Annotated in this window: 29 protein-coding genes and 1 tRNA gene; 15 read left to right on the top strand and 15 right to left on the bottom strand. The window is 66.2% G+C overall.

The features are described 5' to 3' along the window. Positions 1-2: 2 nt before the first annotated feature. On the bottom strand, positions 3-1,406 hold the full coding sequence (locus tag HL666_RS05985) for a methyl-accepting chemotaxis protein (RefSeq protein WP_172180377.1): 1,404 nt from the start codon (positions 1,404-1,406) through the stop codon (positions 3-5). A gap of 181 nt (positions 1,407-1,587) precedes the next feature. On the opposite strand from HL666_RS05985, the gene HL666_RS05980 reads away from it, so the two are divergent. The 3 genes from HL666_RS05980 to HL666_RS05970 are packed head-to-tail and all read left to right on the top strand — an operon-like array spanning position 1,588 to position 3,093. Next, positions 1,588-1,923 carry an ArsR/SmtB family transcription factor gene (locus tag HL666_RS05980; protein ID WP_172180375.1) on the top strand — a complete coding sequence of 112 codons (336 nt, stop codon included), beginning with the start codon at positions 1,588-1,590 and terminating at the stop codon, positions 1,921-1,923. Continuing rightward, entirely contained in the window at positions 1,916-2,404 is a 489-nt protein-coding gene (locus HL666_RS05975; RefSeq protein WP_172115403.1) for an SRPBCC family protein, read from the top strand. The genes HL666_RS05980 and HL666_RS05975 overlap by 8 nt, the downstream gene beginning before the upstream one ends. Positions 2,405-2,433: 29 nt before the next feature. Next, positions 2,434-3,093, top strand: coding sequence for a glutathione S-transferase family protein (locus HL666_RS05970; protein WP_210261765.1), 660 nt, complete (start codon positions 2,434-2,436; stop codon positions 3,091-3,093). 18 nt (positions 3,094-3,111) lie between these two features. Here HL666_RS05970 and HL666_RS05965 read toward each other — a convergent pair. Next, a tRNA-Leu gene (locus HL666_RS05965) sits at positions 3,112-3,198 on the bottom strand. Between the two features lie 307 nt (positions 3,199-3,505). On the opposite strand from HL666_RS05965, the gene HL666_RS05960 reads away from it, so the two are divergent. Next, a complete protein-coding gene (locus tag HL666_RS05960; protein WP_172180373.1) occupies positions 3,506-3,964 on the top strand; it encodes a hypothetical protein in 459 nt (152 codons plus the stop codon). 10 nt (positions 3,965-3,974) lie between these two features. Here the strand turns inward: HL666_RS05960 and HL666_RS05955 are convergent, their stop codons facing one another. Both HL666_RS05955 and HL666_RS05950 read right to left on the bottom strand, forming a co-directional pair. After that, the gene (locus HL666_RS05955) at positions 3,975-5,174 is read right to left on the bottom strand and encodes an FAD-dependent monooxygenase (protein ID WP_172180371.1); all 1,200 of its coding nucleotides are present in this window, start codon (positions 5,172-5,174) and stop codon (positions 3,975-3,977) included. Positions 5,175-5,184: 10 nt separating this feature from the next. After that, positions 5,185-5,427 (bottom strand): zinc-finger domain-containing protein, encoded by a 243-nt coding sequence (locus HL666_RS05950; protein WP_006611181.1) that lies wholly within the window; start codon positions 5,425-5,427, stop codon positions 5,185-5,187. Between the two features lie 316 nt (positions 5,428-5,743). Here HL666_RS05950 and HL666_RS05945 point away from each other — a divergent pair, with 316 nt between their 5' ends. Then, positions 5,744-6,886, top strand: a complete 1,143-nt coding sequence (locus tag HL666_RS05945; RefSeq protein WP_172180951.1) for a hypothetical protein — start codon at positions 5,744-5,746, stop codon at positions 6,884-6,886. Positions 6,887-6,932: 46 nt separating this feature from the next. Beyond that, positions 6,933-7,682: an alpha/beta fold hydrolase gene (locus tag HL666_RS05940; RefSeq protein ID WP_172115411.1), complete on the top strand. Its 750-nt coding sequence runs from the start codon at positions 6,933-6,935 to the stop codon at positions 7,680-7,682. A gap of 107 nt (positions 7,683-7,789) precedes the next feature. Here the strand turns inward: HL666_RS05940 and HL666_RS05935 are convergent, their stop codons facing one another. Further along, on the bottom strand, positions 7,790-9,202 hold the full coding sequence (locus HL666_RS05935; protein WP_172180369.1) for a hypothetical protein: 1,413 nt from the start codon (positions 9,200-9,202) through the stop codon (positions 7,790-7,792). Positions 9,203-9,577: 375 nt separating this feature from the next. On the opposite strand from HL666_RS05935, the gene cysE reads away from it, so the two are divergent. Beyond that, entirely contained in the window at positions 9,578-10,405 is an 828-nt protein-coding gene (cysE, locus tag HL666_RS05930; protein ID WP_172115415.1) for a serine O-acetyltransferase, read from the top strand. 266 nt (positions 10,406-10,671) lie between these two features. Beyond that, positions 10,672-10,884 carry a DUF3126 family protein gene (locus tag HL666_RS05925; RefSeq protein WP_006611186.1) on the top strand — a complete coding sequence of 71 codons (213 nt, stop codon included), beginning with the start codon at positions 10,672-10,674 and terminating at the stop codon, positions 10,882-10,884. A gap of 354 nt (positions 10,885-11,238) precedes the next feature. Here HL666_RS05925 and HL666_RS05920 read toward each other — a convergent pair whose 3' ends face one another. Next, positions 11,239-11,937 (bottom strand): hypothetical protein, encoded by a 699-nt coding sequence (locus HL666_RS05920; protein WP_172180367.1) that lies wholly within the window; start codon positions 11,935-11,937, stop codon positions 11,239-11,241. Between the two features lie 194 nt (positions 11,938-12,131). On the opposite strand from HL666_RS05920, the gene HL666_RS05915 reads away from it, so the two are divergent. Together HL666_RS05915 and HL666_RS05910 are read left to right on the top strand one after the other, a co-directional pair. After that, a complete protein-coding gene (locus HL666_RS05915; protein WP_172115419.1) occupies positions 12,132-12,461 on the top strand; it encodes a DUF6949 family protein in 330 nt (109 codons plus the stop codon). Between the two features lie 86 nt (positions 12,462-12,547). Further along, complete coding sequence (locus HL666_RS05910; RefSeq protein WP_172180365.1) at positions 12,548-13,078, top strand: gamma carbonic anhydrase family protein; 531 nt, start codon at positions 12,548-12,550, stop codon at positions 13,076-13,078. 50 nt (positions 13,079-13,128) lie between these two features. Here the strand turns inward: HL666_RS05910 and HL666_RS05905 are convergent, their stop codons facing one another. Together HL666_RS05905 and HL666_RS05900 are read right to left on the bottom strand one after the other, a co-directional pair. Next, positions 13,129-13,296 carry a hypothetical protein gene (locus HL666_RS05905; protein ID WP_172130923.1) on the bottom strand — a complete coding sequence of 56 codons (168 nt, stop codon included), beginning with the start codon at positions 13,294-13,296 and terminating at the stop codon, positions 13,129-13,131. Continuing rightward, positions 13,293-13,580 carry a hypothetical protein gene (locus HL666_RS05900; RefSeq protein ID WP_172180363.1) on the bottom strand — a complete coding sequence of 96 codons (288 nt, stop codon included), beginning with the start codon at positions 13,578-13,580 and terminating at the stop codon, positions 13,293-13,295. The genes HL666_RS05905 and HL666_RS05900 overlap by 4 nt, the downstream gene beginning before the upstream one ends. Positions 13,581-13,655: 75 nt before the next feature. Here HL666_RS05900 and HL666_RS05895 point away from each other — a divergent pair, with 75 nt between their 5' ends. From HL666_RS05895 to HL666_RS05885, 3 genes are all read left to right on the top strand, one after another. Then, positions 13,656-14,204: a hypothetical protein gene (locus HL666_RS05895; RefSeq protein WP_172180361.1), complete on the top strand. Its 549-nt coding sequence runs from the start codon at positions 13,656-13,658 to the stop codon at positions 14,202-14,204. A 162-nt stretch (positions 14,205-14,366) separates the two neighbouring features. After that, positions 14,367-14,669 carry a hypothetical protein gene (locus HL666_RS05890; protein ID WP_172115429.1) on the top strand — a complete coding sequence of 101 codons (303 nt, stop codon included), beginning with the start codon at positions 14,367-14,369 and terminating at the stop codon, positions 14,667-14,669. A gap of 134 nt (positions 14,670-14,803) precedes the next feature. Next, entirely contained in the window at positions 14,804-14,944 is a 141-nt protein-coding gene (locus HL666_RS05885) for a hypothetical protein (protein WP_172115385.1), read from the top strand. Positions 14,945-15,099: 155 nt separating this feature from the next. Here the strand turns inward: HL666_RS05885 and HL666_RS05880 are convergent, their stop codons facing one another. The 6 genes from HL666_RS05880 to HL666_RS05855 all read right to left on the bottom strand — a co-directional run bounded on the left by HL666_RS05880 (position 15,100) and on the right by HL666_RS05855 (position 20,055). Next, on the bottom strand, positions 15,100-15,987 hold the full coding sequence (locus HL666_RS05880; protein WP_172180359.1) for a dienelactone hydrolase family protein: 888 nt from the start codon (positions 15,985-15,987) through the stop codon (positions 15,100-15,102). Between the two features lie 329 nt (positions 15,988-16,316). After that, positions 16,317-16,835 (bottom strand): hypothetical protein, encoded by a 519-nt coding sequence (locus HL666_RS05875; RefSeq protein WP_172180357.1) that lies wholly within the window; start codon positions 16,833-16,835, stop codon positions 16,317-16,319. 250 nt (positions 16,836-17,085) lie between these two features. Further along, positions 17,086-17,508 (bottom strand): hypothetical protein, encoded by a 423-nt coding sequence (locus HL666_RS05870; RefSeq protein ID WP_246741472.1) that lies wholly within the window; start codon positions 17,506-17,508, stop codon positions 17,086-17,088. A 224-nt stretch (positions 17,509-17,732) separates the two neighbouring features. Beyond that, the gene (locus tag HL666_RS05865; RefSeq protein ID WP_172107888.1) at positions 17,733-18,359 is read right to left on the bottom strand and encodes a transglutaminase-like cysteine peptidase; all 627 of its coding nucleotides are present in this window, start codon (positions 18,357-18,359) and stop codon (positions 17,733-17,735) included. Positions 18,360-18,690: 331 nt separating this feature from the next. After that, positions 18,691-19,305 carry a PilZ domain-containing protein gene (locus tag HL666_RS05860; RefSeq protein ID WP_172107890.1) on the bottom strand — a complete coding sequence of 205 codons (615 nt, stop codon included), beginning with the start codon at positions 19,303-19,305 and terminating at the stop codon, positions 18,691-18,693. A gap of 192 nt (positions 19,306-19,497) precedes the next feature. Continuing rightward, positions 19,498-20,055, bottom strand: coding sequence for a PAS domain-containing protein (locus tag HL666_RS05855; protein WP_172130913.1), 558 nt, complete (start codon positions 20,053-20,055; stop codon positions 19,498-19,500). Between the two features lie 528 nt (positions 20,056-20,583). Here HL666_RS05855 and HL666_RS05850 point away from each other — a divergent pair. Beyond that, entirely contained in the window at positions 20,584-21,378 is a 795-nt protein-coding gene (locus tag HL666_RS05850) for a rhomboid family intramembrane serine protease (protein ID WP_172180355.1), read from the top strand. Between the two features lie 273 nt (positions 21,379-21,651). Next, positions 21,652-22,080 carry a CBS domain-containing protein gene (locus HL666_RS05845; RefSeq protein ID WP_172107895.1) on the top strand — a complete coding sequence of 143 codons (429 nt, stop codon included), beginning with the start codon at positions 21,652-21,654 and terminating at the stop codon, positions 22,078-22,080. Here HL666_RS05845 and HL666_RS05840 read toward each other — a convergent pair. Continuing rightward, complete coding sequence (locus HL666_RS05840; protein WP_172107897.1) at positions 22,067-23,083, bottom strand: patatin-like phospholipase family protein; 1,017 nt, start codon at positions 23,081-23,083, stop codon at positions 22,067-22,069. The genes HL666_RS05845 and HL666_RS05840 overlap by 14 nt on opposite strands. Positions 23,084-23,162: the final 79 nt, after the last annotated feature.

The raw sequence follows: 23,162 nt of genomic DNA, 5'->3' as shown, positions 1-23,162 counted from the left end.
GGTTAGTCCTTGATCTGATCGAGCGCCGCCAGCACCTCGCTCGAGGCCACCTCGACCTTGCTGATCTCGCCCAGCGCTTCGTCGATGCGCCCCGCGCTGAACAAGCGGGCGGCCTCCTTGCCGTGGCGGTGCACCGCCTCGTGGGGGCGTTCGAGGTGGCGGAACGCGGCATCGCCGGCGAGGCGCTGGCCGCCTTCGCCGTAGTACCATTTGCCGAGCCGGCAATTGTGATGGTCTGATAGCTCGTCGGGGCGGAGCTGCAGCCGCCCGACCGACATGTCGACCAGCCGCTTCTTCCAGATCACGTGATCGGCCTTGGCGAGCCTGACCACCTGATTGTCGAGCGACAGCTTGGAAATCTCGCCCAGCATCTTGCCGACCTTGGCGTCGGTCCTGCCCATGGTGTCCGCGAGCGACATCACCTCGTTGGCGTTGGCGGTCGCAAGATCTGCGATGATGGTGATGCCCTGCGCGACCTCGTCGGTCGCCGCGCTCTGCTCGGCGAGAATGCCGGAGATCTCGTCCATCTTGGCGCTGACCGTGGCGGTGCGCGCGCCGGCCTGGTCGATCGTCTGCGCCAGGTTGGTCATCTCGGTCATGCCGATCTCGACCGCCTTGGCGCCGCCCGCCATGGCCTCGACGATGCCGCTCATCTCCGCCTGCAGCCGCTCGATGCGGCCCTTGATGTCCTCGGTCGCCTTGGTCGTCTGCTGCGACAGGTTCTTCACCTCGGCGGCGACGACGGCGAAGCCCTTGCCGAACTCGCCGGCGCGTGCCGCCTCGATGGTGGCGTTCAGCGCCAGCAGGTTGGTCTGGTTGGCGATCGCGTCGATGGTGCCGACGATGGAGCCGATCTCCGCCGAGGCCGCGCTCAGGTCGGCGATCTTGGCCGAGGTGTCGCGCACGGAGCTCGCGATGCCGTTCATGGTCTGCAGCGTGCCGCGTACCGCGGTGACGCTGTCTTCGACGGCGCGTCGCGTCGCCGCTGCCTCGTCCGCCGCAGCGGTCGACGTTGCGCTGATGGTCTGCACCGACGCCTGCATTTCGACCGAGGCCGAGGCGAGACCCTGGCAGCGCTCCGATTGATTGTTCGACGCGCCGATCAGGCGCGCCGCGCTGATCGAGGCTTCGTTGCTGTTGATGCAGAGGTCGACGATGGAATCGAGATCCTGCGACGCGCGCGTTGCGAGTGCGTTGCCAAGGCGGTGAATCGCCTCGATCAGCTGCGGCTTGAGCTTCGCGCGTAGCGCGGCGGCGTCGACATCGGCCATGTCACGGTTGAGCCGGCCGGCGGCCCAATCGTCGAGACATCGTGCCAGTGTATCCTGGAACGTCTCATTTGCGGTGTCGTCGGACGCAGGCGAGGCGTCCAGGTGATCAGTCTTCCGGCTGCGGAATCCCAGCATCGTGTCTCTCGATTCGTGGCGGGTTGCCCCGCGCGTCCGGCGTCGCCACGCGGTGTGGCGGCGGTCCACGATCAACTTCATCGCGGTTTGGTTAACGGCGGGTTTCCCACCGCAACTGGCGGTCGCAGACATTGCCCCGAAACCTCTTGACGACTGCGTAAGTGTTAACTTACGGTAAGTCATGACTTACGAAACGGCACTCGCGGTCCTGGGGGATCCGACGCGGCGGCAGGTGTTCGAGCGCCTGCGCGGCGGGCCCTGTCCCGTGCATGCGATTGCCGCGGGGATGACGGTATCGCGGCCGGCGGTGTCGCAGCATCTCAAAGTGCTGAAGGACGCAGGCCTGGTCGAAGAGCGCAGCGAGGGCGTGCGGCGCATCTACTCGCTGCGCCGGGAGGGCTTGGCCGAGCTGCGCGACTGGCTCGACAGTTTCTGGGATGACGCGCTGCTTGCCTTCAAGATCGAAGCCGAGCGCACGCATTGGCAGATCAAAAGGACGAGGGACGGGAATGAATGAGCGCGGCGTGATTGCCCCGGTCGAGAAGCGGGTCCAAGTCAGGGCGCCGCTCGATCATGCCTTTGCGGTGTTCACCGGCGGGCTGACCCGGTGGTGGCCGCACACGCATGGGGTCGGCGGCAAGCCGATTGCGAAGGTGCTGCTGGAGCCGAAGCTGGGCGGCCGCTGGCTCGAGATTGCCGAGGACGGGACGCAGACGGTGGTCGCGACCGTCACGCTCTGGGAGCCGCCGCATCGTTTCGTGATGCTCTGGCAGATCAATGCGCAATGGAAGCCGGATGCGGCGATGCGCTCGGAGGTCGACGTGCGGTTCTTCGCCGAAGGTGCCGAGACGACGCGTATCGAGCTGCTGCACCACAAGTTCGAGACCATGGGTGAAGAAGCCGGCGCATCCATGCGCCGCGATGTCGACGGTGGCTGGCCGGGCCTGCTGCAGCGCTACGTCGCCGAGGCCGAGCTCCACTCATCATCATCGTCGTGAGCAAGTCGTCGTCAGCGGGGGAGAAACGCATGTCCGAGTTCGTCGTCCATTCGGTGCCGGGGAGCCCATTCGGCCGCAGCGTGCTCGCCACGCTGGAGGAGAAGGGCGCGCCGTATCGCCTGGCCGCGCTGGCGCCGGGCGATTCGAAATCTTCCACCCATCTCGAACGGCATCCGTTCGGCCGCGTGCCGGCGCTCTCGCATGATGGATTCGTGCTCTACGAGACCCAGGCGATCCTGCGTTATCTCGACCGCGTGCTGCCGGAGCCGCCGCTGACGCCCGATGACGTGCGGCAGGCGGCGAGGATGGACCAGGTGATGAACATCAGCGACTGGTACCTGTTCCATGGCGTCTGCAACGTCATCATTTTCCAGCGCATCGTCGGGCCGCAGTTCTTTGGCACGTCGACCGACGAAGCCGCGATCGCGCGGGCGATGCCGCAGGCGAGAACGGTCATTGCGGAGCTGTCGCGGCTGCTTGGGGAGCAGCCGTTCATGGCGGGTGGCCAGCTGTCGCTCGCCGACCTCCAGGCCGGTCCGCAGGCGAGCTTCCTGTCGCTCACGCCGGAATGGGCGGAGCTGACATTCGGCCGACCGAACCTCGTCGCCTGGATCGAACGCCTGGAGGCACGGCCAAGCTTCACATCGACGACGATGGCAGAGTTGATGGTGCGCGCGCAGGCCGCGTAGGCGCCCGCGTGCTGACGCTGGTGCGGACGGTGGGGCTCGAACCCACACGACGTTGCCATCGAGGGATTTTAAGTCCCTTGCGTCTACCGATTCCGCCACGTCCGCTTTTGGAGTCAAAGACCTAGCGCATGATCCTTCGATACGGAACGAGCTTGTGCGAGGTTCTTCGGTTGACCCTCTGCTTAGGCCAGCGAGGTTGCCTTGGTAAAGCCTCAATCCGGCCGTCACCAGCTGCTTTGAGAGTGCGTCCGAGCTGAAGTGACCGGACAGATCGGCTCCGACAGATGCAAGGACTGGACGAGGCGGCCGTTGTAAGGCACGGACTGGCCACGCGAAAGCGATCCATGAACGGTGCGCGGGCTCAGCCCGCGATTGAGATGATGTTTTAAGACGGCTGACCTATCGAGGCTGCATGACCACGCTTTGCCATCGCCCGACCTTCCGACGCCTTGCGCTCGCCGCAGGGCTCTGTGCCCTCGGCCCGCTGCTCGCAGGCTGCGCGGGCATGAGCGACAGCGTGTCGACGGCATTCGCCGATCCGGCCAAATACGAGCTCTACGACTGCAAGCAGCTCGAAGCCGAGCGCAAGGCGCTCGCCGCACGCACAGCCGAGCTGCAGGGGCTGATGACCAAGGCCGAGACCGGGACCGGCGGCGCGCTGGTGGCCGAGGTCGCCTATCGCAACGATTATGTCGCCGTCCGCGGCCAGTCGCAGTTCGCCGAGGAGGCCTGGCGGCGCAACAAATGCGTGGAGACGCCGCCGGCGCCCGTCGCTGCCAAGGGCGGCAAGTCGGTCAAGCCCGGGCGCAACGCACGGCCGATGGCCTCCGGCGGGCCGTCGACCTTGCCGCGGGACGGTTCGGTCTACTGACCCTCGCGCCTCACAATCGCCAGTCGTAGATCCAGTCCTGCCGGGCCGACAGGCGCTGCGGGCCGAGCGCCTTGATGCCGATGTCGCGGGCCAGCGCCAGCGGCCCGCTCATGTGGTAGATGCGGCCCTGGCTGCGCGCGGTGCGTTGCACCCGGCCGACGCGGGGCCGGCGCAGCCTGGCATACTGCTTCAGCGCGCCTTCGACGGCGGCGAGCCCGTCGGGCCGGGCCTCGCTCAGGCATTTCGCCAGCACCGCCGCGTCCTCGATCGCCATGCCCGCGCCCTGCGCTGCGAACGGCAGCATCGCGTGCGCGGCATCCCCCAGCAGGGCGACGTTGCCTTGCGTCCATTCGATGCCCTCGGGCACCGCGAACAGCGCCCATTTGCGCCAGCCGTCGACGGCGTTCAGCAACAGCCGCGCCGCCGCCGGCCAGCGCGGCGGGCCAAAGGCGGCCTTCAGCTCGTTCGCATCGCCCTCGGTGCTCCAGCCCGGCCGGTTCCAGGTCCCCGGCACCACGGCGACGACATTGACCTGGCGGCCGGCGGAGATCGGATAGGCGACGAGATGCGCATCCGGTCCCATCCACAGCTGCACCCGCGCGCTGGTGTAGTCGCGCGGCAATTGCCGGGCGTCGAGCGTGCCGCGCCAGGCGATCAGTCCGGAGAACTCGGCGCGCGCTTGCGGGAAGAGATGATGGCGCACCGCCGACCACACGCCGTCGGCGCCGATCAGCGCCAGCGCCACATCCTGTCGGCGCTCATTGCCGCGGCGATGCACCACGGTGAGGCCCTTGGCGTGGGCGGCGACGTCCTCGAACTGGCAGCCGAGCTGCAGCTCGATGTCCGGATGTGCCATCGCCTCGGCCGCCAACGCCGCCTGCAGATCGGCGCGGTGGATCACCCAATAGGGCGCGCCGGCCGCCTCGCTCGTAGCTGCTCCCAGCGGCAGCCGCGCGATCTCGCCGCCAGCGCGCGCGCTCATGATGGAGACCGCCTCCGGCACCACCGCGCACGCGGTAAGCCGCGGCTTGAGCCCGAGATCGATCAGGACGCGGCTGGCATTGGGCGACAGCTGCAAGCCGGCGCCGACCTCTTCCAGCCGCTCGGCCTTCTCCAGCACGACGACGCGAAAGCCCTTCGTCGCCAGCGCGAGCGCCGCGGTCAGGCCGCCGATGCCGGCTCCCGCAACATGGACGGTCCGCAGTGCCACGACACGCCGATCAGGCGACGTCCTTCAGGACGCATTCCGGCGGCCGTGCCTCGCCGGCGGCAAGGTCCGGCGCGTAGCGGTACAGCGTCGAGCAGTAGGGGCAGATGATCTCTTTGTCGTTGCCGAGATCGAGGAAGACATGCGGATGGTCGAACGGCGGATTGGCGCCCACGCACATGAACTCATGCGAGCCGATCTCGATCACCGGAACACCGGCGTCGTTGTGGAAATGCGGGACGATGTTATCGGCCATCGGTATCACCTCGAGTGGCAAGAAGAGCAGATCGGATCAGAGCGACATTCAGCACGGGAAGCGGCCGACGTGACAGCACCGAGGCACCTTGCCGTCACGAAAACGGCGGCGCACCATGCTGAGCCATAAGGCCAATTCCTCGGGTTGGGAACCTCGTCGGGCGCGACGCACGCCGATATTTTTACGCGTGTGGATTCGACACAAAGCCGCCCGCGCCGAGAAGCCCTTCTTTCGTCGGGGCCGTTGTGTCCCGGGCGGGATATCCTATGTCTTGGGATGGCTCGATGCGCGAAAACGTGAAGGCGGCGTGATCTCGATGCGAATCAAGTGGAGGCTCAGCCTGGCCGCGGCCGGCCTTGCCGTCAGCGCCGCAATCGGCGCTGCGCTGTGGCCGCATGCCTGGCACGCCGGCGCGGTGATCGCGGCCGCCGACGATCCAGCCCGGCTGTCGGAGTTGCAGGTCGCCTCAGCGCTGCGGACCGATCCGTCGCGGATCGCCCGCGACATCGACGAGGCGCTCACCGCCGGCGATCCGGAGCTCGCCGAGAGCTTCATTGCGCTGGCGCGCGAGCACGAGGTCGCGCTGGATGCCACGCAGGTGCAGCGGGTGAGCGATGCCGCGGCCGCCGAGAAGGCGCCGGCGAGCGTGGCGAGGCGCTTTGCGACCGGTCTCGTCACCGGCCAGGCCGACGACGTCGCGAGCCTGTCCGGCACCGTCGCTGGCGACCTGTTCGTGTTCGGCGACATTCGCGACGCCGTGCGTGAAGGCAAGCATCTGGTGATGGGCGAGGAGACCGATCGTCTCGTGCTCGGCCTCGCCGCCGCCGGGCTCGCCGTGACCGCGGCGACTTATGTCTCGGCGGGTGGCGCCGCGCCGGTGCGGGCTGGGCTGACCCTGGTCAAGGATGCCCGCAAGGTCGGCCGGCTCGGCGAGGGGCTTGCGGCCTGGGCCGGACGCTCGGCGCGCGAGGTCGTCGATGCGCCGATGCTCCATCAGGCAGTGGCCACCGGCTCGGTGCTGCGGCCGGGCGAAACCGCGACCGCGATCCGCGCCGCGTTCCGGGCCGAGAAGGCCGGCGCGTTGGTGCGCCTGGGCAAGGACGTCGGCCGCATCACCGAGAAGGCCGGCACGCGCGGCGCGCTCGATTCGCTCAAGCTCGCCGAGGGCCCGAAGGACATCGCCCGTGCCGCGCGGCTCGCCGAAGCCAAAGGCGGCCAGACCCGCGCGATTCTGAAGCTGCTCGGCCGCGGCGCACTGCTGCTCACTGCCGGCGCGTTCAACCTGGCGCTCTGGCTGTTCGGCGCCCTGATGAGCCTGCTCGGGTTCGTCGCATCGCTCAAATCCATGACCGAGCGTGCGACGCAGGGCGTGATCGACCGCGGCAAGCGGCGCCGTCTGCGACGAATGCAGGCCGATGCCGCCAGCACCGATCTGGCCGCGGCGACGCCCTGCGGCTAGACTTCGTCGCATCATCGTCACTCCAGAATTTCCGGGACTCCTGCTCATGCCGAGCTTTTCCAACGGCGCCGTCGACATTGCCTTCATCGACGAGGGCGAGGGCGATCCGATCGTGCTCGTCCACGGCTTCGCCTCGACCAAGAATGTCAACTGGATCTATCCGGGCTGGGTGACCGAGCTGCGCAAGGCCGGCCGCCGGGTCATCGCGCTCGACAATCGCGGCCATGGCGAGTCGGCCAAGCTGTACGATCCGGCGCAATATGCGCTTCCCGAGATGGCGAGCGACGTCACCGCGCTGATGGACCATCTGCGCCTCGCGAGCGCCGATGTGATGGGCTACTCGCTCGGTGGCCGTATCGCGGCTCATATCGCGCTGACCACGCCGGAGCGCTTGCGCTCGGCGATCTTCGGCGGCATCGGCATGGCGATGATCGAGGGAGGCGGTCCCGGCGAGAACGTCGCGGCTGCGCTTGAGGCGCCGTCGATCGATGACGTCACCGATCCCGTCGGCAAGACGTTTCGCGCCTTCGCGGACCAGACCCGCTCGGATCGTCTCGCGCTCGCTGCCTGCATGCGGGGCTCGCGTGGCCTGCTGTCGCGCGAGGAGGTCGGCCGCATCGCGGTGCCGGTGCTGGTCGCGGTTGGTACGACGGACGACGTGGCGGGCTCCGGCCCCGCGCTCGGTGCGCTGATTCCCGGCGCCGAGGTGCTCGACATTCCCAACCGCGACCACATGCGCGCCGTCGGCGACAAGGTCTACAAGGCAGGCGTAATCGATTTCCTCGCCCGGCGGTGACCGCGTAGCCGGGGCGAGCGAAGTGACCCCGGGTTCTCCGACGCAGCTCGTGTGACCCCGCATGTCGCTTTCGCCGACGCCTTGGCCCCGGCTGTCGCTCATGCGGGCTAAGGGAGAGTCTCCGCCGTTCCGTCGGTCCGCTCGCCACCGAGCCAGCGGGCGACGGCAATCAGCGCCGTGAACGTCGCGATCCAGACCAGCCGGGCACCATAGCGATCGTGCGGGCCGGAGATGACGCCGCAGATCACGGCATTGCCGAGCAGGGCGAGCGTCACCGTGACGGCGAGCAGGGTGATGTCGTCGCGCCGCCGGCGCCAGATTGCGTGCGCGGCGATCGCCGCCACCGCCAGCATCGAGCCGAGCGCGACCGGCACGTGCAGCCAGTTCACGACCGCGAAATTGATCTCCCAATGCTGCTGATGCGCCGCGCGCATCTGCCGGACCTGCGCCGGGATGTAGCGCTCGATGATGCCGTAGGTGTGCGGCACCCAGCCGCTGGTGCCTTCGCCGGTCGCCACATGCATGAGCTGCTCGGCGGTGGCAACCGCCGCCGCCTTGGCCTGCCACAGCGGATAGGCCGCCAGCGAACGCTTGACGATGAAGCCCATCTCCTCGTTCATGCCCTCGAAGCGGCCGAGCTTGTTGAACATGCTGTTGCCCCACAGGAAGTCGTCGGCCGTGGGCGGCAGCTCGTTGCGATAAGGGCAGAGCTTGAGCTTTTCGCGTCCGCAATGATCCCTGAGATATTGCGCGACGATGCCGTCCTGCAGCATGCGGCCGAAGGCGACGCCGGTGCCGCCCGGCGTCCACGCCAGCTGGCCGGACAGGGCGAAGTTCGCGGCGAGCAGCATCGCGGCGCCTGCGACGATGGTCAGGCTGGCCTGGACCAGGCCCGAGAGTGCGATCTGCCGACGCAGCCATGGGTAGGCCATCCAGCCCGCGCAGCACAGGCCGAACAGGACGCCGAGCGTGGCGCTGTGGGTGGCGGAGGCGAAGGCGACGAAGCCGAACAGCGCGATCTTCTCCATTGCGGAGATCCGGCGCGCCTGCGTCACCAGGATGAACAGCGCCAGCACCGACAGGCCGGCGAAGATGTCGGTCAGCAGCATGCTGGCAAGCCAGGGCAGGGCGGTGGTCAGGATCAGCAGCAGGCCCATCCACAGCAGGCGCAGCGGCTGATTGAGCCCGAGCACGCGCAAGGTCAGTTGCAGGATCCACAGGGTTGCCAGCGCCTGCAGGCCGAGATTGAGCCAGAAGCTGGAGCCTTCGCCCCAATGCAGATAGAGGCCGAACACCGTGGAGCGGCTCGGCACCAGATAGCCTTCGTACCATCGCGCCAGATAGCCGCCAGTGTCCCACTGCAGCAGCGGATAGCCGTTCCACAGCGCCGGCGCGACCAGGAAGAGCGGGATGACGATGACGGGGAGCCAGGCCGATCCGGCCTCGGCTGCGCGTTCGTCCAGGATCTGAATGTTACTGATGCCTGCATCCCCCGGTTCGGAGCACCATGGCCAAAACATGGTCAGGGCCATATTTACCAATAGACGCAGGCTGATGGATGGTAAAGCGGGCCCCGTGATCGCGCGGGGGACGGTCCGGTTTCTATTGCCGGGTGGCTCCTTTTTGCCTCACGGCCGGTTGCCCGAGGGGGGCGCAAGTTTGTTTCCCCATGGGTGCAGCCTTGATTTCCGGTTCCCGCTGACCACCTTGAGCCGACGCCGCGCCCGAGCGGGAACGCGGCTGAGACCTGCGCGTAACGGAAATGTCTCAATCCCGTGCTCTCTGGGAGAGAGGCTGGCTGGGATGGAACGATGACCCGAGCGCGGGCGCGCGGAGGACATCAATCCACGCGCCGTGCTATATTGCCTGCCCACTGAACTTCGCGAGACGCAGCCATGGCCATGCATCAGACCCATCCCCAGAGCGGAAAGCTGGCGACGCTCGATCCGATCTGGGACCGGATCCGTCACGAAGCCGAAGAGATCGTCCGGCGAGAGCCCGAGCTTGCCACGTTCATCTATTCGACGGTGCTGCATCACGGCCGGCTGGAAGACTCGGTCGTGCATCGCGTCGCCGACCGTCTCGATCATTCCGCGCTGTCCGGCGACCTCATCCGCCAGACCTTCGATGATGCGCTGCGCGACGAGCCGGATCTCGGCCACGCCTTCCGCGCCGATCTCGTCGCGGTCTACGACCGCGATCCCGCGACCTCGCGCTTCATCGATCCCTTGCTGTACTTCAAGGGTTTCCACGCGCTGCAGACGCATCGCCTTGCAAACTGGCTGTATCGCAAGAGCCGCAAGGACTTCGCGTTCTACCTGCAGAGCCGCTCTTCCGCCGTGTTCCAGACCGATATCAATCCTGCGGCGCGCATCGGCCGCGGCATCTTCCTTGATCACGCCACCGGCTTCGTCTGCGGCGAGACGGCGATCATCGAGGACAACGTCTCGATCCTGCACGGCGTGACGCTTGGCGGCACCGGCAAGGAGAACGAGGACCGCCATCCGAAGATTCGCCACGGCGTGCTGATCGGCGCCGGCGCCAAGGTGCTCGGCAATATCGAGGTCGGTCACTGCGCGCGCATCGCGGCGGGATCGGTGGTCGTCAAGCCGGTACCTAACAACGTTACCGTCGCCGGCGTGCCGGCGAAGATCGTCGGCGAGGCGGGTTGCGCCGAGCCGTCGCGCACCATGGACCAGATGATCAACGCAATCGGCATCTGAGCCGCAACGCGCGCACGCGCAATCTCCGAGTCAAGAGCTTTTCAACCACTGAATTTCGTGCGAACACATCGACGGTCTGTGGATCTGACGATCCGCCATTGCCGCGGCGGACTGAATGTGAGATCCACGTCGTCCCTTTCAGGTCCGTCGATGACGCTGGCGCCCGTGCCGGGGTCGACGGGCTGAACTAACAAGCTTCGAGTCACGGGCGTGCGCTGCGTCACGTCCCTGGACAACAAGCAAACCGCTTTGATTGGAGATCACCCGTGGACGTTCAGGAAGTCAGGAAGCTCGACGCGTATCTGAAGCGCGTGTTCGGCAATCCCAAGATCCGCGTCGTGCCGCGGCCGAAGAAGGAGGACTCCGCCGAGGTCTATATCGGCGAGGAGTTCATTGGCGTTCTGTTCGTCGACGACGAGGACGACGATCGCTCGTTCCAGTTCCAGATGGCGATCCTGGAAGACGACCTGGTCGAGTAGGTAAGTAGCCGAGCATCTGCGCAATCGGCATCGGGCGCCGTGCAAGTACGACTATAGGCGCGGTGCTCATGAATACGCCCTCTCCCCTTGTGGGAGGGGGCTACGCCGGCCTATCAGCCTGCTCGTTTGGGTGAGCGGTCTCTCTCCGCGCGTGATGTTCGTCGAGAGATACCCCTCCACCGCGCCAATGTGTCGGCGTCATCTGCCGACGCTCACGTGCCGTGCTCACGAGCTCAATGGTGAGTAACAAGGCGCGCCTGGCGTAGCCCGCATGGGCGAAGCGACATGCGGGTTCACACCCGCCGTGTCGGAGGACCCGGATGTCGCTGCGCTCATCCGGGCTAACACCAACGACTACTTCACCGCATGCATCTGCGCCGTCAGCCGCTCCATCGCGGCCGCGACGTCCTGCCATTGCGATAGCCAGCTGCGCGGGAAGCGAAACACGAGGTCTGCGCCCTCGATGCGGCGCTCGCTGAGGCACATGCCGGGAGTGGACGCATCGCGGGTGCAGCGCGCCACCAATGCGGGCTGCTCGGCTGCGAACAGGTCCTCGACATCGTAGGGCGTGCCGGCGCGGAAGCCGCGCATCGTCAGGCCGTCCTGCACCGAGACCGGCGCGGGGTTCAGATAGCGCGGATAGATCGTCTTCAGCCGCGCCTCCGGCGACAGCGCATCGTGATGCGCCGAGATCGAGACGAAGATGCGGTCGATCGGATGCGGTGCCTGATCGATCTGATCGGCGCTGACATGGTGTGGCGCCTCGGGCGGGGTCAGCGAGGGATAGTCAAAGCCGAGATCGACCCGTTCCTGCGGGCCAGTATGGCGCTGGATCTTCACCCTGATGGCCGCCGCCGGTACGTTGAAGATGGTGCCGCCGATGCTCACGGGCAGGCGCTCCGGTCCCTTGAAGGCGCCGGCTCGCCACGTCGGCCATAGCAGGTAGGCTACGACCGCCACGGCAGCGGCCGTCAGCATGCAGCCGATCATGATCGGCACGGCATGGCCATGTCCGTTCGAAGGGCGGGCACTGCGGACCGAAAACATCGTCATGGCGGGCAGGGGATCTCTGGGCCGAATCACCGCGACTATGCCACGTCGATACGCTTTTCTGCAGGATCTTACCGGCAGGAGCCTGCGCATTTGCCGCAGGCTCGATTAACCCTTTCTTAAGGATAATGTGGCGGGCGCCTCGGTATTTTGCCAAACCAGCATCGGGCAGTTCAGCAAGTGTGTGGGTGCGTACGATGTCGGCAGAGGCGTTCAATTCGCTGTTCTCGCTCCTGATCGGTTTCGCCTTGGCCGGCGCTCTGGCCAGCGGCTATCAGGCCTACGCCGAGCGTCCGCCCGGGTTCGAATTGCTGCAGGAGGGTGTGACGCCGCGCCGCTTTGCGGCCGTGCCGTTCCTGGTGTTCGCCGCCCCCTTCATCATCATGCGCAACACGCTGCGCGGCGCCCGCATCGAGCGCCGCCGCTTCGAGTTCGTGATGCTGGCCACCGTGATCGCCGGCTTCTGGAGCATGATGTCCGGGACGTTCGTCGTGATGACGCTGCGCGCAGCCGGCGTGCTGACCTGAGTTCCAAATCCCGGCCGGGCTGCTGCCCGGTTGCTTGAAATTATTCGACGGGCTGTGCCAAGGTCTCCTGCGAACGGGAGACCTAGATGGCCATCTACGAACTCGACGGGCAGGGGCCCGAGCTGCCTGCGGACGGCAACTACTATATCGCCGACAATGCGACCGTGATCGGCCGTGTGAAGCTCGCCCAGGAGGTCACCGTCTGGTTCGGCGCGGTCATTCGCGGCGACAATGACTGGATCGAGATTGGCGAAGGCTCCAACGTCCAGGACAATGCCACCTGTCACGTCGATCCCGGCTTCCCGCTGCGTGTTGGCCGCAACGTCACGGTCGGCCACAACGTGATCCTGCACGGCTGCACCGTCGAGGACGACGCGCTGATCGGCATGGGCTCGATCGTCATGAACGGCGCGCACATCCGCCGCGGCAGCGTCGTCGGGGCCGGCGCCATCATCACCGAAGGCAAGGACTTTCCGGAATATTCGCTGATCGTCGGCGCGCCCGCCCGCGTCGTGCGCACGCTCGAGCCCGCGCAGGTCGAGCGCATGGGCATCGCGGCCAAGGCCTACGTCGCCAAGGGACCGCGCTATACCAAGGGGCTGAAGAAAATCGGCTGAGGCGCCCGAGCGCGCGAGCGGCTGGTCACGCCGATGTCACGTGCCCGATGTCACGTGCCCTCGGACTCGCCGGCCTCGCGCGCACTGGCGATCCGCTCGTGGCCGCTCGCCCACAACGCATGCTGCTCGCTGCCGTCCTGATAGGGATTGGCCTCGGCCGGAATATTGTCGCGCGCCGCGCGCTCGCCCTGCTCGAACGGATCGGGTTCGGTGCTCATGCTGACGTCTTGCTCCTCTTTCGCGGCCTGGTCTTGACCCTGGCCTTCGGCTTGGTGCCATCGCTTGGCGTGCCCGGGCCATCGCCGTTCTCAGCTGCACTCCTGCGCAGTGCGTCCTTCAGGTCCGCCGGCACACCGTGCTTTTCGAGCAGGTCCATGAACGCCTCGTCGGCGAGATCCTGCAGGCTCAGCATCTGATCGCGGCCGAGCTGCTTGAGCTTGTCGAACGTGTCCTGGTCGAAGGCGATCAGTTTGCGCACGAACCCTGGCTCTCCTCGGCCCATCAATCCTCTCCGCTCCCTATTCGTTCCGGAACACGCTCTCGCCGGTCGGGTTGAGATGTAAAGGGAGAGCATCCGATGGCCAGACTTTCATTCGGCACATTGATCGTGATTGCCGGGCTCGGCACCGCGACCGCCGTGTTCGCGCAAGGTGGCGGAGGCAGTGCCGGTGGAGCAGGCGGCGGCGCTGCAGGTGGTGGCGCCGCGACCAGCGGCACCGGGAGCGGAGCGACCGGCGCCGTCGGCGCTCCCAATGCAGGCAGCGCTGCTGGAGCAGCGGGCACAGGCGCAGGCAGCACGAGCGGTCTTTCCACCGGAAATGCCGCCGGTCTCGGCAACGCGCAGGCCGATCCGAACGGCGTCGGCAATGGCGCGCGGCTGTCGCAGCCGGGAACGCCGGGCGCCAACGGCACCAACAGTCTCGGGACGGCGCAATCGACAGGCTCGGGCGTCGGCGGCTCCGGGTCCGGCAATGCGGGCACGACCACCGGCACCGGGCGCGGCGCCGCCGGCGGGACTGCTGCGACGGGACCGAACCGGGCCGGCGATGCGACGGAGGACGCCGAGATTCAGCACGAGAACCGGACCGTCGATCGGAAGGTCAAGAGCATCTGCAGAGGTTGCTGAGTGTTGCCGTGGCCCGGCGATGTGATGTGCAGACATCAGATCGCGCAGAAGTGAGCGTCTCTGCCCGCGAGCTGTTCCAAATCAGGTTTTAAGAGTTGGCGTTGCAATGATGGACATCATTGCAGCGGCTCAACCTGGCCTGCGGAATTTGGAGACGGATCGATGCGCGAGAAGATGATGGGATTGCTGGTGGGCGGCGCTGTCGCGCTGATGGTGCTTCCCGGCTCGGCTTTGGCGCGCGGGCCGGGCGGCTTTCATGGCGGCGGCTTCCATCATGGCGGATTCCATCATGGCTTCGGTCCGGGCTTCGCGCTCGGGTTTGGCTTCGGCTATCCCGGCTACTACGGAGGCTATCCGTACTACTACCCCTACACTTATGAGGATCTCGGCGGCTGCTATGTCGTCAAGAAGCGCGTGCGGACAGCGCACGGCTGGCGCCTTCGTCCGATCGAAGTCTGCGAATGAACGGGTGAACCCGCGGGTGGGGTAATGCGTTGGCAGTCACTTCGCCTTAACGATATCTCGTCACGATTTCTTGCCGGTGCAATGAACGCCGGCAATGGAGAAAGAGCTGGCGCAACGCTTGCAGGGATCCAGGCATGATGAATTCACTCACATCCCCTGAACTCACCTTCCTCTTCATGGGCATCGTCGTCAGTCTCGGTGCCGCACTGGTCTGGATGGCCTGGGAGCTCGAGCAGGGCGCCCGTCAACCGGCAAGAGTGCGACGGCGGCGCTGATCCCCGGCGCATCCTCGTCGTCCGGACGCTGCCGACATCGCCCGGATGCGCGAAGCGATATCCGGGCTCGCATGACGTGCAACGATGAACCCGGATGCCGCTTCGCGCATCCGGGCTTCGCTCGCTCCTTCCACGCAGTGGGAAAATGCGCGTCGTCAGCTCAGCACGCCGTACTTCTTGAACCATGCCTGCATCTGCGCCCAGGCGTCCTCGGCAGCGTCCTTGCGATAGCTCGGGCGGTAGTCGGCATGAAAGCCGTGCGGCGCGCCGGGATAGATCTTGAACTCGGCGGTCTTCTTGTTCTCCGCGAGCGCGGTCTTCATCGCCTCGACGCTGGTGACGGGAATGCCGGTGTCGGCCTCGCCGTAGAGTCCGAGCACCGGGGCCTTCATCTCCGGCGCGAGCTGCGTCGGGCTCTTCGGCCACACCGGATTAGGCGGATCGGTCAGCGGGCCGTAGAATGCCACGCCGGCCTTCAGCCCGCCATTGTGAGCCGCGTATTCCCACACATTGCGGCCGCCGCGGCAGAAGCCGACGATGCCGAGACGCGAGGTGTCGCCGCCCTGTGACTTGGCCCAGGCCACCGTTGCATCGAGATCCGACAGCAGCTCCGCGTCGGGCTTGGCGTTGACGATCGGCAGCAGATCCTTGATCTCGGTCATTTTGGTGAGGTCCGCCCCCTTGCGGAAGTAGTAGTCGGGGGCGACGGCGAACGCGCCGAGCTTGGCGAGGCGCCGCGTCACGTCCTTGATGTATTGATGCAGACCGAAGATCTCCATCGCCACCAGCACGACCGGCGGATTGCTGGCGCTGGCGGGCCTCGCGAAATAGGCCGGCATCTCGCCGTCGGCGACCTTCACCTTGGCATCGCCGGCATTGAGGCCGCTCGTGTCGGTGGTGATGACCTCGGCCCGGACGGGGCCGGCGGCGAGCGTGTAGCCGGCCGTCACGGCGGCGGACGCGGTCATGAAGCCGCGGCGTGAGAACGGGGCGACTTTGGTCAATCCGATGACATCGGATGTCGGTTCAGCTTCGACGGACATGCGGCTCCTCCCGAACGGTGAGGTGCGCATTGAGCAGAGAAGTGGCGCTCAAAAGCAAGTCACCAGCCGGAGAGCGCTCGGTCCGGCAACGCGGTTCCGCGAAGATGCTGCGATCGGGGACAACTACAAAGAACAAGGCCGTCGGCGCAGTATGGCGCCAACGACCTTGCCAGCCCCGGATATTGAAATTGGCCCTGCGCCATCCTGAAATTGGCTCGCCATCCGGTGACCTCAAGATGGCCCGATTCCGCCGCCTGCTATGTGAAGCACTTCACAAGGCCCCGGGAAAATTCGGCAGGATTTGTACAGGCAGGATTGGTGAGTTCGAATTAGCTGCGGTTGCGGCGATGCCGATGACCGTTGCGGTTCGCATGGGCGCGCGAACGGATGCTGCGATTGCGCGGCGGCGGCGCGGCCTGCTCGGACGATTGCGTGCTGGCGAAGGACTGGCGCAGGCCATCGATGGAGTCCTTCAGGGTGGAGACCTGATCGGACAGGCGTTTGGTGTCGGCCTGCTGGGCGGCGAGCAGGTGGCGCATGCTCTGCAACTGCTCCTGCACCATCTGCAGCTGATCGATCGATTCCTGCTGGGTGGCTTCCAGGCCCTTGGTCTTTTCCACCAACTGCTCGGAGGCCTGCACCGTTCTGGCCTGCAACTGCCGCGTCACCGCCCCGCGCTCGGCCTCGCTCGGTGATCCACCATAGGCCCGCCACAGCATGATGCCGCCGATACCGGCCACCAGCACCAGGAGAGTTGCGGCTGCAAGCGCGATCGGCTGCGAGCTCTTGACGGCGCCGACGTTGGACTTTTCGACATAGTGTCTGGTGTCGCGCGTCACCGGGTTCATCACGAAACCACCTTGAATCGGAAAAAGCTTCGGAAGCCGCTCGAAAATGGAGCGGCGGAAAAGTCATATCGTCGGGACGGGCCCCGCGCAGACAACGCAAGACCGCCGCGCCCGGTCCCGGCCGCAAGACTCTATTAGCAAATCGGACAAAAGAGAGGCGTGCAAGGCCGAAAACTGCGGTTCGGCAGGCCATGGTGTGGCGGTATCATTGGACCTTGAGCGACAGTCCTGAGCCCGAGGCGTCAGGGACTTACTGGGTCGCGTTACAGTTCCGGCAGATGTTGAGCTTCTGCTTGAGGCGTGCCTCGTCGGCGAGGTCGGCTGCCTGTTCTTCCTCCCAGCTCATCCGGCCGCGAGCGCCGGAGCTCGACTGCGAGGACATCACGTCCACACGCTGGTCGCCGCGGCGCTTGCCGCCCTTGCGCGCGGGGCTGCCGATATCGGGCTCCATCACCATCTCGGTGTCGGACTCGGAGGTGGCGACGCGTCCGTCCCAATCGGCCGCGGCAGCCGTCTGCGGTCCCGCCATGGCGGGGGCGGCAGCCATCGCCGGGGTCGCCGCCGGCGGATTGGCCGAGGCCATCGGACCCGAGCAGCCGGTGCCCGACATGCAGCAATTCGCCAGGGTCAGGGCCGCGGCCAGAAGCGTCGCGCTTCGCAGGATCATCATCATGCCGACAACCTAAACCCGACGGTCGAGGGAAAACAAGGTTGGCCGGCAACCGCCGCGCCTTGCCTGCGGCATATCGTCAAAGCAAGGCCAAAAAAAGTTGCGGCCAGCCCTTGGGGGAGAGCTGGCCGCGCGCGAACCGGTCTGGGACGGGGAGGGGTGGGGATGTGACCGGGTCGCGTAACTCGAATGTCGCTGCCTCTAGGTTCAGCGCTCTCGGGCGCTCCTTAGCGCTCTCGGGCGCTGGCGGTGGCCACTGCCGGGCGGGCGTCGCCGAGCGAGACCCAGACGTTCGGGTCGCTCTGCGACTGCCGCTTGACGAAGCGGTAGCCGGTGTCGGTCCAGGCGACGACGCTCTCGTTCTGATTGTCGAGCACGTATTCGCCCTTGTCGGTCTTCACGGTGAGGACGGCATGTCCTTCACCCTTCTTGTCGCGCACCACCGTGATCAGCAGCGCCTCGCGGGGCCAGCCGGCATCGATCAGCAGCTTGCGCTTCAACAGCACGTAATCCTCGCAGTCGCCGTAGCCGTCCGACGGCAGCGACCATTTCTCGACCACGCCCCAATGGTCCATGTCGGTGATGGGCTTGACGTTCTCATTGACCCAGCGATTGACCTTTATCAGGTCCCGCCACGCCGTCTGGGACAGCACGATGTCGCGGGGCTGCGACGCGCCGCCGCGGCATTCCACAGGGGTCTCGGTGCAGAACTCGATCCAGCCGATCGGGGCCCGCGTGGTGTCGCCGAGGCTCGCATAGAGCACCCGGTCATCACCGGCCTGCGCCATCGTCCCCATCGCCATCAGGAAGGCGACCACCGCCAACCCTTTTGCCTGTCCCGTCCGCTTGACCATTTTGGCCCCCGTTTTGTTGGGACCATGTGTCTCACAAAGATTTTTCGCTGCCGCTAAATCGCCACGATGGATTTGACGAAAACCCAATTCAAACAAGACGATAATTCGAAGATCTGTTGAATCGAATTTGCCTAAAATTTGAATCGATCGCACTTGATTCAAATGCTGTGCATTAAGACGCAAAGCGCTGCCGTTGCAGGCCGGCCGGCGCTTTTCGGACGGCGCATTAACTGCGCTGGGCACCGCGTGCGATGGCCGAACGCCACACGGCGCCCGCGGTGGCGGACGCCGTGCACTCCGTGAAGTTGCGGGATTTGCAGGACTTGCGGCTTTACCGCGCGGTAACGCTCTCTTCGAGCGTTTCGGCGAGCTGCGCGTGCATGAACTCGATGGCGAAGCCGCCTTCGAGATTGCGCACCACGCGCGCCTGCACGCGGCCGAGCATGACCAGGGATTTCAGCGGCGGCTTGCTTTCCGCCGCGATGGCCGCGCCCGACAGCGACATGTCGATGATGCGGCACGTCATCTTGGTGCCGTCCTCGAGCGTGAGCACCGCGATCGGGTTGCGCGGAATGATACGGTCGTGGCGGCGATCCTCCGGCAGATTGAGGATGTCGCGGTTGGCGAGCCAGGTCAGCTGCGCGGCGAGCTTGTCGCGCTTGCGCGCGGTCGCGCCGATCGTCATCGCGAAGCCGTTGTCGATGATGCGGGTGATCTTGCCCTCGACGCGGCCGATATGGTCGAGATAGGCGATCACGCGATCGCCGACATTGCCGATGCCCGGTGCCAGCAGCGCAAGGCCGCCGGGCGACATGTTGATCACCTGGCAAGGAAACTCACGCCGGTCGGGCAGCATGTAGCGGCCGAGCAGGTGGACCTTGACCCGCTGGAAACGGCGGCGCTCCTCGGCGGCCGGAAGGGATTGTTTTTTGTTCGGCAACGCCATGTTTCGCCACTCAAAGCCGGTTCTTAGCTGACCGGCGGATCCAGCAACGAAACTAAATGCTGCACGGTTAATTCAGCGTTATCGCAGCACCGCGAGCGTTCATGTTGTTCACCGCTGTGTGGGCAGTCCCGGCCGATACGACTGCACTGGCGTAGCCCGCATGTCGCTGCGCCCATGCGGGCTACGGGAGCTTCAGCGGAGGCCCTCATACACCATCAGGCCGCGGGCGAGCGCCAGCTTGCGCAGCGTGCGCGGCACGATCGGCTCGACGGGAGGATGGATGTAGCGCCAGGAGACCATCTCGAGCGGCCCGAGCGCACCTTGCGGCGCCTCGAACGGGGCGAGCAGGCCGGTGAGGCTGATCGGCTCGTGCGCGCGGGGGGCGAACGGCAGCAGCAGCAGTTCGAAATGGGCCGTGGTGCGATCCGGCGCCAGCGCCGTCACGCCGGCGATCGCCGGCAGCGTCTCCTCGCAGACCACCGTCGCGATCTCCTCGATCTCGCGGCGGCTCTGGTGCGTGAACTGCGCCGGGAAGCTCTTGTCCTTGACGTCGCCGCCGAGCAGGGCGCACAGCCGCGTGCCGGCCATGCGGAACGGAAAGCCGCTGTCGGCATCGCAGGACAGGACGAAGATGTCGCCGAGCAGCTCGCGCACGGCCGACGGCTCGAAGTCGCAGCGCTCCGGCGCCTTGGCGTGGCCGCGCCTGTCGTTCCAATAGGCGAAGAGCTCGCGATTGGACGGATGTTTCATCTGGATGACCCCTCGCGCCCTCGACGTTGTCAGAACATCGCTGTCCCGGTTTCGTCCAGGCGCCTCCCTGGTTGTTTGTGCAGGAGGGGCTGTGCAGCGTCCATGCCGATGGTGCGATCGTGCCGGCCTTGTCCTCGGCTTCCGCGCGTTAAGGTTAAATTAACGATGTGCTTGGCTTCGGCCGCCGCATCGTTAAGAAAGCGTTCATCCGATCGCGGCCGGAAGGTGGAAGGTCCGCCGCGATACGGTGAGGTACACGAGGCGTCGAACACAACAAGTCCGGTCGCCGCGACGGGGAGGGGTGGGGACAGAACCCCGGGCTCTCCGGACGCGCAAAAAGACCGGCGGATCTTGCGAGGGAGGGCTTTCTCAGGGCTCTCCCTCTTTTCTTTTCAGACCCCGCTCGTTCAAGGCCCGTGCAAGCCGGTCTCCAGACCGCACATCAACTCTGCATGTGTGCGCTTGCGCAATTCCGCCAAAGCCGCCTATCTGACAGATCTGTTCCTCTCGTCGAAGGCGTGCGTTCCCTTGGATTCCCCGTCAGACCTCACGCAAGATCCGCCGCTTCGGGACACGCGGGAGCCGATGCTGAACCTGCCGGGCGCGCTGACCGCCTATATCGTCCTGATCGCCGTGATCCATCTGCGCGTGTTGCTGCCCGAGGAGTGGGACGCGGCGATCATCAACCTGTTCGCCTTTGTGCCGAAACGATACGACCAGACCCTGCTGGATGGCCCGTTCCCGGGCGGCACACCCGCCAAGATCTGGACCTTCGTCAGCTACTCGCTGCTGCACGCCAATCTGACGCATATCGGCTTCAACGTGCTGTGGCTGCTGCCGTTCGGCAGCGCGCTGGCGCGCCGCTTCGGCGCGCTCAGGTTCTATCTGTTCATGGCAGCCACGGCCGCAGCCGGTGCGCTCGCGCATCTGGTCACCCATGAGCACGCGCTGGCGCCGATGATCGGTGCCTCGGCCTCGGTGTCGGGCGCGATGGCCGCGGCGATGCGCTTTGCCTTCGTTCGCGGCGGCTTCCTGTCGTTCAGCCGCGGCGATGCCGAGGCGGCGGCAAAAGTGCCGGCCCTGTCGCTGTCGCGTGCGCTGCGCAATCCGCGGGTGCTCGGCTTCCTTGCGGTGTGGTTCGGCGTCAACATCCTGTTCGGCGCCTTCGACCTCACACCCGGCGCCGAGGGGGCCGATGTCGCCTGGCAGGCGCATATCGGCGGTTTCGTCGCCGGCCTCATCCTGTTCGCGCTGTTCGATCCGGTCCCGCATGTGCGCGACGATGCTGCACCTGCGTTGCCGTCGGAGCCGATCGACCGTTAGTTGCCGCATTCCTGCGCTTGCGAGCGCGGGCGAATTCATTCATCATTTGCGTCCGATGCAACCGGGGCACGACTCCGGGCAAATAGGGCAGGCCTTTTTCCTGGCCATCCGCCGGTCTGCCGAGCGCAGTGCAACCCAAACGCGACGGGCGCATTGCCAGACTGCGATCGAGTCTCGTGACTCGACGATCAGCGTGACTGAAGACGACTGCATGCATCGGCCGCAAGGACGCCTCGCTCAAGAAGGCGCATCGGCCTCTCAAGGAGATGAGCAATGACAGTACGTGCGATCCTCGACACCAAGGGCCACAAGGTCGAGAGCGTCGAAGCCCAGACCACACTCGCCGAAGCCGCCAAGCTGCTGGCCGATCGCAAGATCGGCGCGGTGCTGGTGATGTCGGGCACGCGGATGGAAGGCATTCTCTCCGAGCGCGACATCGTCCGCTCGCTCGGCGAGCGGGGCGCCACGGCGCTCACCGAGCCGGTGTCCAGCGTCATGACCCGCCGCGTCGTCAGCTGCAAGCCGGCCGACACTGTGGCCTCGATCATGGAGATGATGACCAACGGCAAGTTCCGCCATCTGCCGGTGATCGAAGGCGGCGTGGTGGTCGGCCTCATCTCGATCGGCGACGTCGTGAAGTGGCGCGTCCAGGAATACGAGACCGAGCAGGAAGCGCTGCGTCAGTACATCAAGACGGCGTAGCCCCGCCGCCGGCCGGCGCCGCCGCGCCGATGGCGTCCTGGATCGAATCCAGCGCACGTTCGGCGGCCCTGGCGCCGAACGCGATGAGATCGGCTGCACGGTGAAAATCGAACCAGCCGATCTGGCCGACGCGCGGCGAGATCAGAAGATCGGGCGGATCGCCGGCGAGCCGGGCGCGCGTGATGCGGTCCTGCATGATGTTGAAGGCGTCGACCATGACCGAGGAGATCCCGGGCCGGCCGCCGCCGCCGAAGAACTGCCGTTTCACCGCGCGCTCCGGCGAGAACAGCTTGCCGAAGCGACGCTTGGCCGGCGCGCTCTCCATCACCGTTTCCGGCACCTCGACCGGCTGGCCATGCGAATAGATCGTCGTCGAATGCGTGAATACGTCGCTCGACAGGTTGGCGGCGATCACGATCTCGGCGCCGAGCGCGCGTGCGGCCGACACCGGCACCGGATTGACCATGGCGCCGTCGACCAGCCAGCGGTCGCCGATCAGCACCGGCGCGAAGATGCCGGGCAGGGCGTAGGAGGCGCGCATGGCATCGACCAGGCTGCCATGGGTCAGCCAGATCTCGTGTCCGGTTCGGATCTCGGTCGCGACGGTCGCAACCTTCATCGGCAGTTCCTCGATCGCGACGCGGCCGAGCGAAGCCTCCAGCTGGGCCGCAAGCTTCTCGCCGCCGATCAGGCCGGAGCCGTTGAGACGGATGTCGAGATAGCCGAGCACGTTGCGCATCTGCAGGCTGCGCGCCCATTCCTCCAACGTGTCGAGCTGGCCTGCCGCATAGGCGCCGCCCACCACCGCGCCGATCGAGGTGCCGACCACGACGTCCGGCACGATGCCGTGCGCCATCAGGGTCCGGATCACGCCGATATGGGCAAAGCCGCGCGCCGCACCGCCGCCGAGTGCAAGCCCGATGACCGGCTTGCGGATCGTGCCGAGACCGACATTGGCGCTTTCGCCTCCGCCCTGGCGGCGTCCCTTCAAGATATCCAGCACTTGTCGTCTCCACGCTTACGCAACTTTGTGCAACGAGTCGGCAACGGACTCATGACGCCGTCGAGCGTACCAGAAGCAT

The organism is Bradyrhizobium aeschynomenes, assembly GCF_013178945.1.
Taxonomy (GTDB): domain Bacteria; phylum Pseudomonadota; class Alphaproteobacteria; order Rhizobiales; family Xanthobacteraceae; genus Bradyrhizobium; species Bradyrhizobium aeschynomenes.
Note: the sequence above shows the minus strand (reverse complement) of the source record. Positions and strands in the feature narration are given on the sequence as shown.